Here is a 17,520-nt window from a genome sequence, read left to right as displayed (position 1 = left end):
GCGTGAACGGTGTCTAGAGTGTTGTTCACTATTGTTCACTGTCAATGGGTGAACTGTTCAATTGTTCATTTCAGATTGTTCATTTGTGTTCAGCAACGAACGTGGACGGGCTGTGGTTTTCACTCATTTCAAGCTAAATCAACGGCTTGGGATTTTTGGCACGGATGTCGCTTTATCGCTCCGGTCGCTTGACTCCAATAATAAAAGGCCGAGCCATGTCACTCACCCTGGAGCACGTCAGCCGCACCGTCGAGGGCCAGACCTGGATCGACGATGCCAACCTGAGTTTTGAACCCGGTTCCTTCAACGTTTTGCTGGGTCGCACCCTGTCCGGCAAAACCAGCCTGATGCGCCTGATGGCCGGTCTGGACAAGCCCGACAGCGGCCGCATCCTGATGAACGGCGTCGATGTTACCCAACGGCCGGTGCGCTTGCGCAATGTGTCGATGGTTTATCAGCAATTCATCAATTACCCGACCATGACGGTGTTCGACAACATCGCCTCGCCGCTGCGCCAGGCCGGTGTATCCAGCGAGCTGATCCAGAGCAAGGTGCTGGAAACCGCGAAGATGCTGCGCATCGAAAAATTTCTGAAGCGTTATCCGCTGGAGCTTTCCGGTGGCCAGCAACAACGCACGGCCATGGCCCGGGCGCTGGTCAAGGATGCCGAGTTGATCCTGTTCGACGAGCCGCTGGTCAACCTCGACTACAAGTTGCGCGAGGAACTGCGCCAGGAAATGCGCGAGCTGTTCAAGGCGCGCCATACCATCGCGATCTACGCCACCACCGAACCCAACGAGGCCCTGGCCCTGGGCGGTACCACCACCATTCTTCACGAAGGCCGGGTAATCCAGAGCGGCCAGTCGTCTTCGGTCTATCACCAGCCGCAAACCGTGCTGGCCGCGGAGCTGTTCTCCGAACCGCCGATCAACCTGATGCCGGGGCGCATTGCCGGCAACGAAGTGAGTTTCGCCAACTTCGTGCACTTTCCGCTGAACGTCGATTTGCGCCCGGTGGGCGAGGGCGAGTTCCGTTTCGGCGTGCGACCCAGCCATATCTCGCTGGTGCCGAGCAATGACGATGACCTTGAACTGGCGGTGACCGTCGAGGTGGCCGAGATCAGTGGGTCGGAAACCTTCCTGCACGTGCGCAACGAGCATTTCCTGCTGGTGCTGCACCTGCCGGGAGTTCACGAATACGACGTCGATGCGCCGATCCGTATCTACATCCCGACCCATAAACTGTTTGTGTTCGATACGCAGGGCCGGCTGGTGCAGGCGCCGGGCCAGCGTGTCGCGAGGGTAGCCTGATGGCCGAAATCCGTTTGCAGAACCTCGCCCACAGCTACACCAAAACCCCGGTGGGACCTGAGGACTACGCGATCCGCGAGATGGACCACATCTGGGAGCAGGGCGGCGCCTATGCGTTGCTCGGTCCGTCGGGCTGTGGCAAATCAACCTTGCTCAACATTATTTCCGGGCTGCTCAGTCCGTCCCAGGGCCATGTGCTGTTCGACGGCAAAGCGGTCAACGACCTGACGCCGGAGAAGCGCAACATTGCTCAGGTTTTTCAGTTCCCGGTGGTCTACGACACCATGACGGTGTTCGACAACCTGGCCTTCCCCCTGCGCAACCAGGGCATGGCCGAGGCAAGGATTCATACCAAGGTGCAGGAAATCGCCGAAGTCCTCGACCTGCAGAATCTGCTGAGCAAAAAGGCGCGCAACCTCACCGCCGACGAAAAACAGAAAGTCTCCATGGGCCGCGGGCTGGTGCGCGACGATGTGTCGGCGATCCTGTTCGACGAGCCGCTGACGGTGATCGACCCGCACCTGAAGTGGAAACTGCGACGCAAGCTCAAGCAGATCCACGAGCAGTTCAACATCACCATGGTCTACGTCACCCACGATCAACTGGAGGCCTCGACCTTCGCCGACAAGATTGCGGTGATGTACGGCGGGCAGATCGTGCAGTTCGGCACACCACGGGAACTGTTCGAGCGCCCGAGCCACACTTTTGTTGGCTACTTCATCGGCAGCCCGGGGATGAACCTGATCGAGGTTCAGCCGCAACCGGGGGGCGTCGGGTTCGCCTCGACCCACCTGCCGCTGTCCGAGGCCATGCAGCGACGCATCGCCGAATCCGAATGGAAAACCCTGAAGGTCGGCATTCGCCCGGAGTTCGTCCATGTGTGGGACGAAGCCTTTGATGATGCGCTGCGGGCACAGGTCGTACACGTCGAAGACCTGGGTACCTACAAGATCATGAGCCTCGACCTCGATGGCACGCCCCTGAAAGTGCGCCTGGCCGAAGACAAACCGGTGCCGCAGGGCACGGCCTACATCAGTTTTCCTGCGCAATGGCTGATGGTCTATGCCGATGATTTCCTGCTCGAAGCCCATGCCAGCCAAGAGGTGCAGCCATGAACAAGGTGCAGAACAACAAGGCCTGGTGGCTGGTGCTGCCGGTGTTCCTGCTGGTGGCGTTCAGTGCGGTGATCCCGATGATGACCGTGGTCAACTATTCGGTGCAGGACATCTTCGACCAGTCCAGCCGCTATTTCGTCGGTGCCGATTGGTACAAGCAGGTACTGCTCGACCCTCGGCTGCACGACTCGCTGTTGCGCCAGTTCATCTATTCCGCCTGCGTGCTGCTGATCGAAATTCCGCTGGGCATCGCCATCGCCCTGACCATGCCGACCAAGGGCCGCTGGTCGTCGGTGGTGCTGATCGTGCTGGCGATCCCGCTACTGATCCCGTGGAACGTGGTCGGCACCATCTGGCAGATCTTCGGCCGCGCCGACATCGGCTTGCTGGGGGCGAGCCTCAAGGCCATGGGAATCAACTACAACTATGCGGCGAACACCATGGACGCCTGGGTCACCGTGCTGGTGATGGACGTCTGGCACTGGACCTCGCTGGTGGCGCTGTTGTGTTTCTCCGGGTTGCGGGCGATTCCGGATGTGTATTACCAGGCGGCGCGGATCGACCGTGCCTCGGCCTGGGCGGTGTTCCGGCACATTCAGTTGCCCAAACTCAAGAGCGTGCTGCTGATCGCGGTGATGCTGCGTTTCATGGACAGTTTCATGATCTACACCGAGCCGTTCGTGCTGACCGGCGGCGGCCCGGGCAATGCCACGACCTTCCTCAGCCAGACCCTGACGCAGATGGCCGTAGGGCAATTCGACCTGGGGCCGGCCGCGGCGTTCTCGCTGGTGTACTTCCTGATCATCCTGTTGGTGTCCTGGCTGTTCTACACCGCCATGACTCACTCTGACGCCAACCGTTGAGGCCCGCGCCATGAGCAAAAGAAAGCTTATCCCTTTGCTGCTCTACATCCTGTTCCTGCTGGTGCCGATCTACTGGCTGCTGAACATGTCCTTCAAGAGCAACAGCGAAATCCTCGGCGGCCTGACGCTGTTTCCGCAGGATTTCACCCTGGCCAACTACAAGGTGATCTTCACCGACCCGAGCTGGTATACCGGCTACATCAACTCTGCGTATTACGTGAGCCTGAACACGATCATTTCCCTGACCGTGGCACTGCCGGCGGCTTATGCGTTTTCGCGTTATCGCTTCCTGGGCGACAAGCACCTGTTCTTCTGGCTGCTGACCAACCGCATGGCGCCACCAGCGGTGTTCCTGTTGCCATTCTTCCAGCTGTATTCGTCGATCGGGTTGTTCGACACCCATATTGCCGTGGCCCTGGCTCACTGCCTGTTCAACGTGCCGCTGGCGGTGTGGATTCTCGAAGGCTTCATGTCCGGCGTACCCAAGGAAATCGACGAAACCGCCTACATTGATGGCTACAGTTTTCCCAAGTTCTTCGTGAAGATCTTCATCCCGTTGATCGGCTCCGGCATCGGTGTGACGGCGTTCTTCTGCTTCATGTTTTCCTGGGTCGAACTGCTGCTGGCGCGAACCCTCACCTCGGTGAACGCCAAACCCATCGCGGCGGTGATGACCCGCACCGTTTCGGCATCCGGTATCGACTGGGGTGTACTGGCGGCGGCGGGGGTGTTGACCATCCTGCCGGGCATGCTGGTGATCTGGTTTGTTCGCAACCACGTGGCCAAGGGCTTTGCCCTGGGCCGGGTATGAGGAGCTGATGATGGAATGGATGAGTTGGACCGCCCCCACGGCGGCGTTCTTCGGCGTCATTGCCTTGATCCTGGTGGGCATGACCACCTGGGAGTTGCGTTCGCCGAGCGTGCTTCGGCGAGGTTTGCTACCGATTGCCACCACCCGTGGCGATCGCTTGTTCATCGGTCTTCTCGGCAGCGCCTACCTGCATTTGCTGGTAATCGGCGTCACCGACTGGAGCATCTGGGTGGCGTTCGCGTTGTCCCTGGTGTGGCTGTTGGCTGTGATGCGTTGGGGCTAGGGTCTGTACGAGAGATCGCCGAGCGGCGATCAGGCAAGGCAAAAACAGGCGAGGTAGCGGAGTTGACGTCAGTCAATGAGCATACCGAGCCTGTTTTTAACGCAGCATGATCGACGCGCAGGCAGCTCTCGTACAGAGCCTGCTCCGAAACCCTAAAAGGAGGTCTTATGTTCGACAAAAACAATAAGCTGCGACATAGCATTTCATTGGCAGCCATGCTGGCACTCAGCGGTTTGAGCGCTTCGGCCTGGGCCGATGCCTACGAAGATGCCGCAAAAAAATGGATCGGCAGTGAATTCAAGCCATCCACACTGACGGCCGATCAGCAGCTGGAAGAATTGAAGTGGTTTATCAAGGCGGCGGAGCCCTTCCGCGGAATGAACATCAAGGTGGTCTCGGAAACCATCGCTACCCACGAGTATGAGTCCAAGGTCCTGGCCAAGGCCTTCACCGAGATCACCGGGATCAAGCTGACCCACGACCTGCTGCAGGAAGGCGACGTGGTGGAAAAGCTGCAGACCGTGATGCAATCGGACAAGAGCATCTATGACGGCTGGGTCAACGACTCGGACTTGATCGGTACGCACTTTCGGTACGGCAAGACCGAATCGATCACCGACCTGATGGCGAACGAAGGCAAGGACTTCACCTCGCCGACCCTCGACATCAAGGACTTCATCGGCATTTCCTTCACCACTGCGCCGGACGGCAAGATCTACCAGTTGCCTGACCAGCAGTTCGCCAACCTGTACTGGTTCCGTGCCGACTGGTTCGAACGCGCGGACCTCAAGGCCAAGTTCAAGGAAAAGTACGGCTACGAGCTGGGCGTTCCGGTGAACTGGTCGGCCTATGAAGACATTGCCAAGTTCTTCAGTGAAGACGTCAAGGAGATCGACGGCAAGCGCGTCTACGGGCACATGGACTACGGCAAGAAGGACCCGTCCCTGGGCTGGCGCTTCACCGATGCCTGGTTCTCCATGGCCGGTGGCGGCGACAAGGGCATCCCCAACGGCTTGCCGGTGGACGAGTGGGGCATTCGTGTCGAGGACTGCCACCCGGTGGGTTCCAGCGTGACCCGCGGCGGCGACACCAACGGCCCGGCGGCGGTGTTCGCCACCACCAAGTACGTCGACTGGCTGAAAAAGTACGCGCCTCCGGAAGCGGCGGGCATGACCTTCTCCGAATCCGGCCCGGTGCCCTCCCAGGGCAGCATCGCCCAGCAGATTTTCTGGTACACCGCCTTCACCGCCGACATGACCAAGCCAGGCCTGGCGGTGATGAACGCCGATGGCACGCCGAAATGGCGCATGGCGCCGTCACCACGGGGACCGTACTGGGAAGAGGGCATGAAGTTGGGTTATCAGGACGTGGGTTCCTGGACCTTCATGAAGTCCACGCCTGAGAAGCAGAAACTGGCGGCCTGGCTCTATGCGCAGTTCGTGACTTCGAAAACCGTGTCGCTGAAGAAAACCATCGTCGGCCTGACGCCTATCCGCGAATCGGACATCAACTCACAAGCGATGACCGACCTGGCGCCGAAACTCGGTGGCCTGGTGGAGTTCTACCGCAGCCCGGCCCGCGTGCAATGGACCCCGACCGGGACCAACGTACCTGATTATCCTCGCCTCGCGCAGTTGTGGTGGAGCCACATCGCCGAAGCGGCCAGCGGCGACAAAACCCCGCAACAGGCACTCGACGGCCTGGCCAAGGATCAGGACGCGATCATGACCCGCCTGGAGCGTTCGAAGGCACAAGCCAGCTGCGCACCGAAAATGAACCCCGAGCGCGATGCTCAGTACTGGTTCGATCAGCCGGGCGCTCCGAAACCTAAACTTGAAAACGAGAAACCGAAAGGCGAAACCGTGAGCTACAGCGAGCTGCTGAAATCGTGGGCGGATGCGCGTAAGTAAGTGTTTGGGAATGTGAAAGGCGAACGGCACCGAAAGGTGCCGTTTTCATTTGTGCTTGACCTACAGTCTTCGCGAGCAAGCCCGCTCCCACATTTGATCGGAGATGGGCTGACTAAATCAAAATAGCCAAATCCGTGTACTTGGCCACCAATGGGTCAGACGTTAGAAGTTTCATGGGTTCAGTCATCGCGGTTGCAACAATGAGGCGGTCGAACGGGTCACGATGGTGATGTTCGAGGTCTTTCACGGCAATGGCATGTTCTGAGGTCACTGGCAATTCGATGAAACCGCTTTCGAGGCAGTACTGGCGGATTTCTTCCAGGTCAACATTCAGCTTTCCCAGCCCGACCTTGATCGCCATTTCCCAGAATGTCGCTGCGCTGATGTATATGTCGGCAGCGTCTTCAATAAGCTTTCTAGCCTTTCCGGATAGTTTGGGGTCATCGCTGAGAGCCCAAAGCAAAACATGAGTGTCCAGCAGAACCCTCATTCGTGGGTTCCTTCAAAAGCATCCAGCATGTCGTCCGGCAGTGGTGCATCGAAGTCTTCAGCCAGAACCAGTTTGCCTTTCATCGCACCGATACGCTTCCCGCTGGTTTTTCCTACGGGAACAAGGCGGGCCAAGGCTCGACCATGCTTGGCAATCGTTATGATCTGGCCGGCCGCCGCATCATCGACGAGTTTGGACAGATTGTTTTTTGCTTCGGCCAACGGAACGACGATCATGATTTCTCTCCCATATTCTGGATAAATATAGCCAGAATTTTTCGGGGTGGCAAAGGCAAGCGAACCATAGGTCGGTTTCGCCATTTCATTGCACATCATCACCATCGGTTCTTGTTTCATTTGAATACTCCTGTAAGCCCGTCGCTCACATTAGCGTTCGGAGCAGTCGCCGGATGTCATCAATCGCTGATCGCCAGACAAATACTTTCTGAAAAGAGGGTAGGCAATGAAGATTAAAAGATCGCAGCCAGCGGCAGCTCCTACAGGCTGTACGCCTCCCGAATGTAGGAGCTGCCGCAGGCTGCGATCTTTTGACCTTGCCCCCCCAAACGCAAAAACGGCACCCGAAGGTGCCGTTTTTGTTTGTTGCCGAGAGTCGCCTAAGCGATCAACCCGCCAGGCCCGACTGTTGAACCAGGTTCAGCAGCGGTTGTGGGTACAGGCCGAGGAAGAAGGCCAGTACCGCGATGGCCAGCAGCATCACGCCGCCTGCACGTTGTTCCCAGTGCAGCTGGGCGTCGACGCGACGCAGGTTCGGTTCGATCAGGTACAGGGTGACCATCACACGCAGGTAGTAGAACACGCCGATGGCGCTGCCCAGTACCAGGGAACCGACCAGCCACCATTGGTGCGACTCGACACCGGTGGCGATGATGTAGAACTTGCCGATGAAGCCCGCGGTCAGCGGGATACCGGCCAGGGACAGCATCATCACGGTCAGTACGGCAGTCAGGTACGGACGCCGCCAGAACAGGCCACGGTATTCGTACAGCGCGTCTGCGTCACGGCCTTTGTACGGCGAGGACATCAGGGTGATCACGCCGAAGGCGCCGAGGCTGGTGATCACGTAGGTGACCAGGTACACGCCGATGGCTTCCACGGCCAGGCCCTTGCTCGCCACCAGGGCGATCAGCAGGTAGCCGAAGTGGGCGATGGACGAGTAACCCAGCAGACGCTTGAGGTTGCTCTGGGTCAGTGCCAGCAGGTTACCGAACAGGATCGACGCAATGGCGATGATGGTCAGCACGTCGCTCAGCACGCCGCTGCTGGCCGCTGGCGAGATCTGGAACAGGCGCACCATCACTGCGAACACGGCCACTTTGGAAGCGGTGGCCAGGAACGCTGCGACCGGTGCCGGAGCACCCTCGTAGACGTCTGGAGTCCAGAGGTGGAAGGGCACCAGCGACAGCTTGAACGCCAGGCCGATCAGCATCATGCCCAGGCCCAGCTGTGCCAGCGAGCTTGGCAGGCCAGTAGCCGCCAGCGCCTGGCCGATGCCGACGAAGCTCAGGGAGCCGGAGTCTGCGTACAGCAGGGCCATACCGAACAACAGGAACGCGGAGCCGGCAGCCGACAGCACCATGTACTTGATACCGGCTTCCAGCGAACGCTTGTTGAAGAAGGCATAGGCCACCAGACCGTAGACCGGCACCGACAGCAGTTCCAGACCGATGAACAACCCGGCCAGGTGCTGCGCGCTGACCAGCACCAGGCCACCGGCGGCGGCCATCAGGATCAGCAGGTACAGTTCTTCGCGGTTGCCCGGGTACCCCGTGCCGCCATCGCCGAGGTAGGCGTGGGCGAGGGTGACACAAGCGAGGGTGGCGACCAGGATCAGTGCCATGTACAGGCAAGCGAAGCTATCGATTTGCAGCAGTGGGGTCACGGCCAATGGCGCGACCTTCAAGGCTGGCAGGATCGACAGCAACGCCAGGTTCAGACCCGCCACGGACAGCAGGAAGGTCTGGGAGTGGTTGCGGCGCCAGGCAATTGCCAGCATCACCACGATGATCGTGGCGCTGGTAATCAACAGCGGCGCTAGCGCGATAAAGTGTTGAGTCGTGAATTCCATAGCGCTCTTACCGGGCCGAAGCGAGTTGAGTGAAGGCGGTGCCGAGCCACTGCTGCACGCCATGCATCGTCGCGGCAGAGGTATCGAGGAACGGTTGTGGGTACACGCCGATGTAGATCAGCAGTGCAGCCAGACCGACCACCATGATCATTTCGCGACCGTCCATGCCATGCATCACCGCGTCCGATTTGGCCGGGCCGAAGTAGGCACGATGGATCATGATCAACGAGTAGACCGAACCGAACACCAGGCCGGACGTCGCGATGATGGTGACCCATGGGGCGATCGGGAAGGTGCCGATCAGGATCAGGAACTCACCGACGAAGTTACCGGTACCCGGCAGGCCCAGGGACGCCGCCGCGAAGAACAGGCTGAGGGCCGGCAGGTAGGCGATCTTCGACCACAGGCCACCCATTTCGCGCATGTCGCGGGTGTGAGTGCGTTCGTACAGCTGGCCGCTCAGGATAAAGAGTGCCGCCGCCGACAGGCCGTGGGCCAGCATCTGCATCACCGCGCCCTGCAGCGCCAGTTGGCTGCCGGAGTAGATGCCGATCAGTACGAAGCCCATGTGGGAAACGGACGAGAAGGCGATCAGACGCTTGATGTCGGTTTGCGCGAACGCCAGGAACGCACCGTAGAAGATCCCGATCAGACCCAGGGTCATGGCGAACGGCGCGAACTCGGCCGAGGCATTCGGGAACAGCGGCAGGGCGAAACGCAGCAGGCCGTAGGCAGCGGTTTTCAGCAAGATACCGGCGAGGTCGACGGAACCTGCAGTCGGTGCCTGGGCGTGAGCGTCAGGCAGCCAGGAGTGGAACGGCACCACGGGCAGCTTGACCGCGAAGGCGATGAAGAAGCCGAGCATCAGGATGTACTCGGTGGTCGTCGACATCTTGGTCTTCAACAGGTCGGCGTAGTTGAAGGTAATCACGCCGGTGTCGTTGAAGTTGACCAGTACCAGGCCCAGGATCGCCACCAGCATGATCAGGCCGGAAGCCTGAGTGAAGATGAAGAACTTGGTCGCCGCGTAGATCCGGGTTTTCTTGCCGTCCGAAGAACTGTGACCCCAGAGCGCGATGAGGAAGTACATCGGCACCAGCATCATTTCCCAGAAGAAGAAGAACATGAACAGGTCGAGGGCGAGGAACACGCCGACGACACCGCCCAGGATCCACATCAGGTTCAGGTGGAAGAAGCCCACGTGACGCTGGATCTCTTTCCACGAGCAGAGTACCGAGAGGACACCCAGCAGGCCGGTCAGCATGATCATCAACAGCGACAGGCCGTCGAGGGCCAGGTGCACGTTGATGCCGAAGCGCTGGATCCAGACATGCTTGAACTCAAGCGCCCAGGTCGGATCGGCACCCGGTGCCGGAGCGAATGAATAGTCACCGTTGGCCCACAGCCAGAGGCCGAGGGAAAGCAGCAGGGACATGGTGATCAGCGCAATCCAGCGGGGGAGGGTGGCGCCGAAGCGCTCACCCATCCAGCACAGCAGGCCGCCGATGAAGGGGATCAGGATTAGCCAAGGCAGAATCATGACGGGTTCGTTTCCTTTCGCAAATTCGCAAGGTTCATATCAGACCGCTACCAGCACGACGGCGCCGATGACCAGCACGGCACCAGCAGCCATCGAGGCGGCGTACCAACGCAGTTGACCGGTCTCGGTACGGCTCAGGGCGGTGTGACCGCCTTTGGCCATGCGCGGGATCAGACCGATGGTCTGGTCGAGCGGGTCTTTGCGCAGGATGTGGCTGATCGCCAGGTACGGCTTGACGAACAGTTTGTCGTAGATCCAGTCGAAGCCCCAGGCAGCGAACCACCAGGCCGAAAGGACACGGCCGATGCCGCTGTTGGCGATGGCCGTCACGAAGCGACGCTTGCCGAGGAACAGCAGCGCGGACAGCAGGATACCGGCCAGGGCGATGGCGCCCGAGGCGATTTCCAGGCTGTGCTTGGCTTCGCCGCCGGCATGGCCGACGCTCTCAGGCAGCACGCCGTGCAGCGGCGGAACGATCATTGCGCCGACGAAGGTCGACAGTACGATCAGTACCGACAGTGGCAGCCAGTGGGCAATGCCGTGACCGGCGTGGGCTTCGGTCTTCGCTTCACCGTGGAACGCGATGAAGATCAGGCGGAAGGTGTACAGCGAAGTCATGAACGCACCGACCAGACCTGCATACAGCAGACCTTCGTTACCGCTGGCAAACGCTTCCCAGAGAATTTCGTCCTTGGAGTAGAAGCCCGCGGTCACCAGTGGCAGGGCCGCCAGGGCCGCGCCACCGACGATGAAGCTGGCGTAGGCCAGTGGCAGTTTCTTCCACAGACCGCCCATCTTGAAGATGTCCTGCTCGTGGTGGCAGGCAACGATCACCGCACCGGATGCAAGGAACAGCAGGGCCTTGAAGAAGGCGTGGGTCATCAGGTGGAAGATCGCGCCATCCCAGGCACCAACGCCCAGGGCCAGGAACATGTAGCCGATCTGGCTCATGGTCGAGTAGGCGAGGATACGCTTGATGTCGGTCTGAACCAGGGCTGCAAAACCTGCCAGGACCAGGGTCACGCCACCGACAATGCCTACCAGGTGCAGGATTTCCGGCGCCAGGGTGAACAGGCCGTGGGTACGGGCGATCAGGTAGACACCGGCGGTCACCATGGTTGCGGCGTGGATCAGTGCCGAAACCGGAGTAGGGCCGGCCATCGCGTCCGCCAGCCAGGTTTGCAGTGGCAGTTGTGCGGATTTACCGACAGCGCCACCCAGCAGCATCAGGGTGGCCATGACCATCCAGAAGTCGCCGGCCTGGAATTTCTGCGGTGCCAGCACCAGCAGTTCCTGGACGTTCAGCGTGCCCAGTTGGGCAAACAGAATGAACAGGCCGATGGCCATGAACACGTCACCGATGCGGGTCACGATGAAGGCTTTGAGTGCGGCGTTACCGTTGTTGCGGTTGCTGTAGTAGAAACCGATCAACAGGTACGAGCACAGGCCCACGCCTTCCCAGCCGAAGTACAGGAACAACAGGTTATCGCCCAGCACGAGGAACAGCATGCTGGCGATGAACAGGTTGGTGTAGGCGAAGAAACGCGAGTAACCGGCTTCACCGCGCATGTACCAGGACGCGAACAGGTGGATCAGGAAGCCGACGCCGACGACCACACCGAGCATGGTCAAGGACAGGCCGTCCAGGTACAGGGCGAAGTTCGGCGTGAAGCCTTCCACCGCCATCCACTGCCACAACACCTGGGTGTAGTGGCCGCCTTCCGGCGGGGCGACGTTGAATTGCCAGATCACATAGGCGGTAACGATCGCCGACAGACCGATGGAGCCGACGCCAATCAACGCGGCCAGGTTTTCCGAGATGCGTCCACGGGAGAACGACAGCAGCAGGAAACCGATGAGAGGGAATACGAAAGTCAGATAGAGAAGGTTCATCCGCGCATCTCACTGGCAGCGTCGATATCGAGCGTGTGGAAGCGGCGATACAGTTGCAGCAGGATCGCCAGGCCAATACTGGCCTCGGCGGCTGCCAGGCTGATCACCAGGATGAACATGATCTGTCCATCCGGCTGCGCCCAGCGGCTACCGGCAACGATGAACGCCAAGGCGGAGGCATTCATCATGACCTCCAGGCTCATCAGCACGAAAAGGATGTTGCGGCGGACCATCAGGCCGACCAGACCGAGGCAGAACAGGATGCCGGCGACCGCCAGACCATGCTCCATGGGGATAGCAGGCATCGTCATTGCTCCTTGGCTTCGTTGCGGCCCAAGTGGAACGCCGTGACGGCTGCGGCGAGCAGCAGCATCGAGGCGAGTTCAACCACCAGCAGGTAAGGACCGAACAGGCTGATGCCCACGGCCTTGGCGTCTACGGTGGTGTGGCCGATGGCTTCACCGGTCTGGTGGGAGAACAGCACGTACAGCAGTTCCACCAGCAGCAGCGTGGCGAGGAGGACCGGGCCGCCCCAGATGCCGGGCTTGAGCCAGGCGCGCTCCTGCTGAACCGAGGCCGGGCCCAGGTTCAGCATCATCACCACGAACACGAACAGCACCATGATGGCGCCAGCGTAGGCGATCACTTCCAGGACACCGGCAAACGGTGCGCCGAGGGCGAAGAACGTCATGGCCACGGCGATCAGCGAAATGATCAGGTAGAGCAGGGCGTGCACAGGGTTGGTGTGGGTGATCACGCGAAGCGTGGACACCACAGCGATACCCGATGCGAAATAGAAAGCGAATTCCATCTTTCTTCCTTAAGGCAGCAAGCTCTTCACGTTGATCGGCTGGGCTTCGTTCTGCGCGGAGCCTTTCGGCTTCCCGGCAATCGCCATACCTGCAACACGATAGAAGTTGTAATCAGGGTTTTTGCCGGGGCCGGAGATCAGCAGATCTTCTTTCTCGTAGACCAGGTCCTGACGTTTGAACTCGGCCATCTCGAAATCCGGTGTCAGCTGGATCGCGGTGGTCGGGCAGGCTTCCTCGCAGAGGCCACAGAAAATGCAGCGCGAGAAGTTGATGCGGAAGAAGTCCGGGTACCAGCGACCGTCTTCGGTTTCAGCTTTCTGCAGCGAGATGCAACCGACCGGGCAGGCCACGGCGCACAGGTTGCAGGCTACGCAACGCTCTTCGCCATCGGGGTCGCGGGTCAGGACGATACGTCCACGGTAGCGCGGCGGCAGGTAGACCGGTTCTTCCGGGTACTGCAGCGTGTCGCGCTTGCGGAAGGCGTGGCCGAAAATCATCACCAGGCTGCGAAGCTGGGTGTAGAAGCCATGCACGATGTCAAATATGTACTTCATGATTCTCTATCCTCACTGAGCCGCGACGGCGGGCGTGTTGAGCAACACGATCGCAGCGGTCACCAGCATGTTGACGAGGGTCAGCGGCAGGCAGAACTTCCAGCTGAAATCCATCACTTGGTCATACCGTGGGCGCGGGATCGAAGCGCGCAGCAGGATGAAGATCATGATGAAGAACGCGGTTTTCAGTGCGAACCAGATGAACGGGATCTGCGGCAGGAGGCCGAACGGACCGTGCCAGCCACCGAAGAACAAGGTCACCAGCAGCGCCGAAATCAACACGATGCCAATGTACTCGCCGACGAAGAACATGCCCCATTTCATGCCGGCGTATTCAATGTGGTAACCGTCGGCCAGTTCCTGTTCCGCTTCCGGCTGGTCGAACGGGTGACGGTGAGTCACGGCCACGCCAGCGATGAAGAAGGTCAGGAACCCGAAGATCTGCGGAATGATGAACCACAGGTTCTGCGCTTGATATTCAACGATGTCGCGCATGTTGAACGAGCCGACCTGGATCACGATGCCCATCAGCGACAGGCCCATGAACACTTCGTACGACACAGTCTGCGCCGAGGCACGCAAGCTGCCCAGCAGGGCGAACTTGTTGTTGCTCGACCAGCCGGCGAACAGCACCGCGTAGACCGAGAGGCCAGCCATGGCGAAGAAGAACAGGATGCCGATGTTGATGTCCGCCACGCCCCAGGTCGGGGTGATCGGGATGATCGCGAAGGCAATCAGCAGGGCGCTCATGGCCACGACCGGTGCCAGGGTGAAGATCATCTTGTCGGCGAATGGAGGCGTCCAGTCTTCCTTGAAGAACATCTTGATCATGTCGGCGGCGATCTGGAACGCGCCGAACGGGCCGACGCGGTTCGGACCGTAACGGTCCTGCCAGAGGGCGAGCAAACGACGCTCGACCCAGCTCAGCAGGGCGCCGCAAACCACCACGGCGAGCAGAATCACCACGGCCTTGAGGACCGTGATGATGATGTCGATCACTTCAGGAGTGAACCAGGTCATTGAGCTGCCTCCTGCAGACCGTCAACGGATTTGCCAAAGATCGCTGGCGGAATGCCGGCGATGCCCGCAGGCAATGCCACCAGGCCTGCGCCCAGCTCTTCATTGATGCGCAACGGCAGACGCAGGGTCTGGCCGGCCACGTTCAGGCTCAGCATGGCACCGTCGTTGACGCCCAGGCGGTCGGCTTCGGACTTGGCCAGTGCGACGTAGGCAGCCGGAATGCGTTCCTGGACCGGAGCGGCTTTCGAAGAGTTTTCTTCGCTGCCGAACAGGTGGAAGAACGGCACGACCTGCCAGGTGCCTGGAGCCGGGTTGAACGCGCGCGGAACGCTGGCGAACCAGTTCAGCGAGTCACCGGTGCTTTCGATCAGGCGGGTGCCCGGGTCGCCAGCGCGGATGTGACCACCGACTTCGTCCTGGAACTTGTTCCAGGCTTGCGGCGAGTTCCAGCCCGGAGACCAGGCGAATGGCACTTGCTGACGCGGTTCGGCCGAACCCGAGTAACCTTCCATGGAGAAGGCGAACGCGGTGTCCTTGTCCTGCGGGGTACGCGGTTCGTGCACGTTGATGTCGGCGCGCATGGCGGTACGACCGGAGTAGCGCAGCGGTTCACGGGCCAGTTTCATGCCCTTGATGCGGAACGCGGCGGACGGTGCGGCGTCGACAATGCGGTTCAGGACCGGGGTGCTGGAAGCGACAGCGGCGGTGGCGTGGTCCAGCTGGGTCCAGTCGATCGGCTGGTTCAGCAGGGTGGCGCGCAGGGCATGCAGCCAGCGCCAGCCTTCGTGGACCAGGATGCTCGCGTCCATGTACTTCGGATCGAAGACCTGGAAGAAGCGCTGGGCGCGGCCTTCCTGGCTGACCAGGGTACCGTCGCCTTCAGCGAAGCTGGCAGCTGGCAGCACCAGGTGCGCGCGATCGCTGGTGGCGGTCTTCTGATGGTCGGCGACGATCAGCACTTTCGCGGCAGTCAGGGCGGCATCGACACGGGCCTTGTCGGTACGGGTGTACAGATCGTTTTCCAGCACGACAATGGCGTCGGCCTTGCCATCGATCACCGCTTGCAGCGCGGCGTCGACCGATTCGCCACCGAGCATGGCCAGGCCGAGGCTGTTGGCCTCCGGCACGATCAGGCTGATGGAACCGTTCTTCTCGCGCAGCTTCAGGGCCTTGGCGATGTTCGCGGCAGCTTCGATCAGGGCTTTGGAGCCCAGGGAAGTACCGGCGATGATCAGTGGGCGCTTGGCCGCGAGCAGGGCGTCGGCGATGCGCTTGGCCAGTTCGAGGGCTTCAGCGTCCAGGCCTTCAACGGCAGGCGCGCTGGCGTCGAGGGCGTGCGCCACGGCGAAACCGATGCGGGCCAGGTCGTCGGGAGCGGCGTGAACGCACTCTTCGGCGATGTCGTCGAGCTTGGTTTCAGCCAGGCTGGCGATGAACAGCGGGTTCAGCGCGTGCTGGCCGATGTTCTTCACGGCGGCGTCGAGCCAAGGCTGGACGCGCATGGCGTCGGCCATGTCTTCGGCCTTGCCCTTGACCGATTGGCGCAGGGACAGGGCCATGCGCGCAGCCGTCTGGGTCAGGTCTTCACCGAGGACGAACACGGCGTCGTGGTCTTCGATGTCGCGCATGTTCGGCACTGGCAGCGGGCTGTCTTTGAGCACTTGCAGGACCAGGCGGATGCGCTCCAGTTCGGCGGCTTCGATACCCGAGTAGAAGTGCTCGGCACCGACCAGCTCGCGCAACGCGTAGTTGCTTTCGAGGCTGGCGCGAGGCGAACCGATACCGACGATGTTGCGACCGCGCAGCAAATCAGCAGCTTTATCCAGCGCGTCGTCGAGGCTCAGCTTGGTGCCGTTGGCCAGCAGCGGCTGACGTGGACGGTCTTCGCGGTTGACGTAGCCATAGCCGAAGCGGCCACGGTCGCACAGGAAGTACTGGTTCACCGAACCGTTGAAGCGGTTTTCGATGCGGCGCAGTTCGCCGTAACGCTCGCCCGGGGAGATGTTGCAACCGCTGGAGCAGCCATGGCAGATGCTCGGCGAGAACTGCATGTCCCACTTGCGGTTGTAGCGCTCGGAGTGAGTCTTGTCGGTGAACACACCGGTCGGGCAGACCTCGGTGAGGTTGCCGGAGAACTCGCTTTCCAGGGTGCCGTCTTCAACGCGACCGAAGTACACGTTGTCGTGTGCGCCGAACACACCGAGATCGGTGCCGCCAGCGTAGTCCTTGTAGAAGCGCACGCAGCGGTAGCAAGCGATGCAGCGGTTCATTTCGTGGGAAATGAACGGGCCCAGTTGCTGGTTCTGGTGGGTACGCTTGGTGAAGCGGTAACGGCGCTCGTTGTGGCCGGTCATTACCGTCATGTCTTGCAGGTGGCAGTGACCGCCTTCCTCACAGACCGGGCAGTCGTGAGGGTGGTTGGTCATCAGCCATTCAACAACACTGGCGCGGAACGCCTTGGACTCTTCATCTTCGATGGAGATCCAGGTGTTGTCGGTGGCAGGGGTCATGCAGGACATGACGATGCGACCACGGGTGTCGTTCTCGTCGGTGTACTGCTTGACCGCGCACTGGCGGCAAGCGCCAACGCTGCCCAGGGCAGGGTGCCAGCAGAAATAAGGGATATCGAGGCCTAGCGACAGACATGCCTGTAACAGGTTGTCTGCCCCATCGACTTCGAGCTCTTTGCCGTCTACGTGGATAGTGGCCATGGTTCAAAGTTCTTCGTTGGCCCGGTGTCAGCGGGCGTGGCTAATGGAATCTTGTCATTCGCGTGAATCAACACAGCCGCTTACGGCGTCATCACACGAAAAGCGAAGGGCACGGACCCT

General features: G+C 60.5%; 16 protein-coding genes. 6 read left to right on the top strand and 10 right to left on the bottom strand.

What is annotated here, in order from left to right; all coding sequences use genetic code 11:
- Positions 1 to 215: 215 nt before the first annotated feature.
- The 6 genes from KW838_RS04725 (at position 216) to KW838_RS04700 (ending at position 6,292) form a co-directional block, all read left to right on the top strand.
- Positions 216 to 1,310 carry an ABC transporter ATP-binding protein gene (locus KW838_RS04725; RefSeq protein WP_015094365.1) on the top strand — a complete coding sequence of 365 codons (1,095 nt, stop codon included), beginning with the start codon at positions 216 to 218 and terminating at the stop codon, positions 1,308 to 1,310.
- On the top strand, positions 1,310 to 2,425 hold the full coding sequence (locus KW838_RS04720; RefSeq protein WP_102699214.1) for an ABC transporter ATP-binding protein: 1,116 nt from the start codon (positions 1,310 to 1,312) through the stop codon (positions 2,423 to 2,425). Before KW838_RS04725 ends, KW838_RS04720 begins: the two co-directional genes overlap by 1 nt.
- Complete coding sequence (locus KW838_RS04715; protein ID WP_102699213.1) at positions 2,422 to 3,288, top strand: carbohydrate ABC transporter permease; 867 nt, start codon at positions 2,422 to 2,424, stop codon at positions 3,286 to 3,288. Before KW838_RS04720 ends, KW838_RS04715 begins: the two co-directional genes overlap by 4 nt.
- A gap of 10 nt (positions 3,289 to 3,298) precedes the next feature.
- On the top strand, positions 3,299 to 4,099 hold the full coding sequence (locus tag KW838_RS04710) for a carbohydrate ABC transporter permease (protein ID WP_007970460.1): 801 nt from the start codon (positions 3,299 to 3,301) through the stop codon (positions 4,097 to 4,099).
- Between the two features lie 10 nt (positions 4,100 to 4,109).
- On the top strand, positions 4,110 to 4,382 hold the full coding sequence (locus KW838_RS04705) for a DUF2160 domain-containing protein (protein WP_015094367.1): 273 nt from the start codon (positions 4,110 to 4,112) through the stop codon (positions 4,380 to 4,382).
- A 167-nt stretch (positions 4,383 to 4,549) separates the two neighbouring features.
- Positions 4,550 to 6,292: an ABC transporter substrate-binding protein gene (locus KW838_RS04700; RefSeq protein WP_218500547.1), complete on the top strand. Its 1,743-nt coding sequence runs from the start codon at positions 4,550 to 4,552 to the stop codon at positions 6,290 to 6,292.
- A gap of 112 nt (positions 6,293 to 6,404) precedes the next feature.
- Here KW838_RS04700 and KW838_RS04695 read toward each other — a convergent pair whose 3' ends face one another.
- From KW838_RS04695 to nuoG, 10 genes are all read right to left on the bottom strand, one after another.
- The gene (locus tag KW838_RS04695) at positions 6,405 to 6,782 is read right to left on the bottom strand and encodes a type II toxin-antitoxin system VapC family toxin (RefSeq protein ID WP_218500546.1); all 378 of its coding nucleotides are present in this window, start codon (positions 6,780 to 6,782) and stop codon (positions 6,405 to 6,407) included.
- Positions 6,779 to 7,114, bottom strand: coding sequence for a type II toxin-antitoxin system Phd/YefM family antitoxin (locus KW838_RS04690; protein ID WP_371317817.1), 336 nt, complete (start codon positions 7,112 to 7,114; stop codon positions 6,779 to 6,781). Before KW838_RS04690 ends, KW838_RS04695 begins: the two co-directional genes overlap by 4 nt.
- Before the next feature lie 292 nt (positions 7,115 to 7,406).
- The gene (nuoN, locus tag KW838_RS04685; RefSeq protein WP_015094370.1) at positions 7,407 to 8,870 is read right to left on the bottom strand and encodes an NADH-quinone oxidoreductase subunit NuoN; all 1,464 of its coding nucleotides are present in this window, start codon (positions 8,868 to 8,870) and stop codon (positions 7,407 to 7,409) included.
- A gap of 7 nt (positions 8,871 to 8,877) precedes the next feature.
- The gene (nuoM, locus tag KW838_RS04680) at positions 8,878 to 10,410 is read right to left on the bottom strand and encodes an NADH-quinone oxidoreductase subunit M (protein ID WP_102699203.1); all 1,533 of its coding nucleotides are present in this window, start codon (positions 10,408 to 10,410) and stop codon (positions 8,878 to 8,880) included.
- Between the two features lie 39 nt (positions 10,411 to 10,449).
- Entirely contained in the window at positions 10,450 to 12,303 is a 1,854-nt protein-coding gene (gene nuoL, locus KW838_RS04675) for an NADH-quinone oxidoreductase subunit L (protein ID WP_218500545.1), read from the bottom strand.
- The gene (gene nuoK, locus KW838_RS04670) at positions 12,300 to 12,608 is read right to left on the bottom strand and encodes an NADH-quinone oxidoreductase subunit NuoK (RefSeq protein WP_007946416.1); all 309 of its coding nucleotides are present in this window, start codon (positions 12,606 to 12,608) and stop codon (positions 12,300 to 12,302) included. The genes nuoL and nuoK overlap by 4 nt, the downstream gene beginning before the upstream one ends.
- A gap of 2 nt (positions 12,609 to 12,610) precedes the next feature.
- On the bottom strand, positions 12,611 to 13,114 hold the full coding sequence (gene nuoJ, locus KW838_RS04665) for an NADH-quinone oxidoreductase subunit J (RefSeq protein ID WP_015094373.1): 504 nt from the start codon (positions 13,112 to 13,114) through the stop codon (positions 12,611 to 12,613).
- A 9-nt stretch (positions 13,115 to 13,123) separates the two neighbouring features.
- Entirely contained in the window at positions 13,124 to 13,669 is a 546-nt protein-coding gene (nuoI, locus tag KW838_RS04660) for an NADH-quinone oxidoreductase subunit NuoI (protein ID WP_015094374.1), read from the bottom strand.
- 12 nt (positions 13,670 to 13,681) lie between these two features.
- The gene (gene nuoH, locus KW838_RS04655) at positions 13,682 to 14,689 is read right to left on the bottom strand and encodes an NADH-quinone oxidoreductase subunit NuoH (protein WP_095966504.1); all 1,008 of its coding nucleotides are present in this window, start codon (positions 14,687 to 14,689) and stop codon (positions 13,682 to 13,684) included.
- Positions 14,686 to 17,400 (bottom strand): NADH-quinone oxidoreductase subunit NuoG, encoded by a 2,715-nt coding sequence (gene nuoG / locus KW838_RS04650; RefSeq protein WP_218500544.1) that lies wholly within the window; start codon positions 17,398 to 17,400, stop codon positions 14,686 to 14,688. The genes nuoH and nuoG overlap by 4 nt, the downstream gene beginning before the upstream one ends.
- Positions 17,401 to 17,520 lie beyond the last annotated feature (120 nt).

It is taken from the genome of Pseudomonas sp. PDM27, assembly GCF_019219205.1.
GTDB classification, from domain to species: Bacteria; Pseudomonadota; Gammaproteobacteria; order Pseudomonadales; family Pseudomonadaceae; genus Aquipseudomonas; species Aquipseudomonas laurylsulfatiphila.
This window is presented reverse-complemented; position numbering and strand designations above follow the sequence as displayed.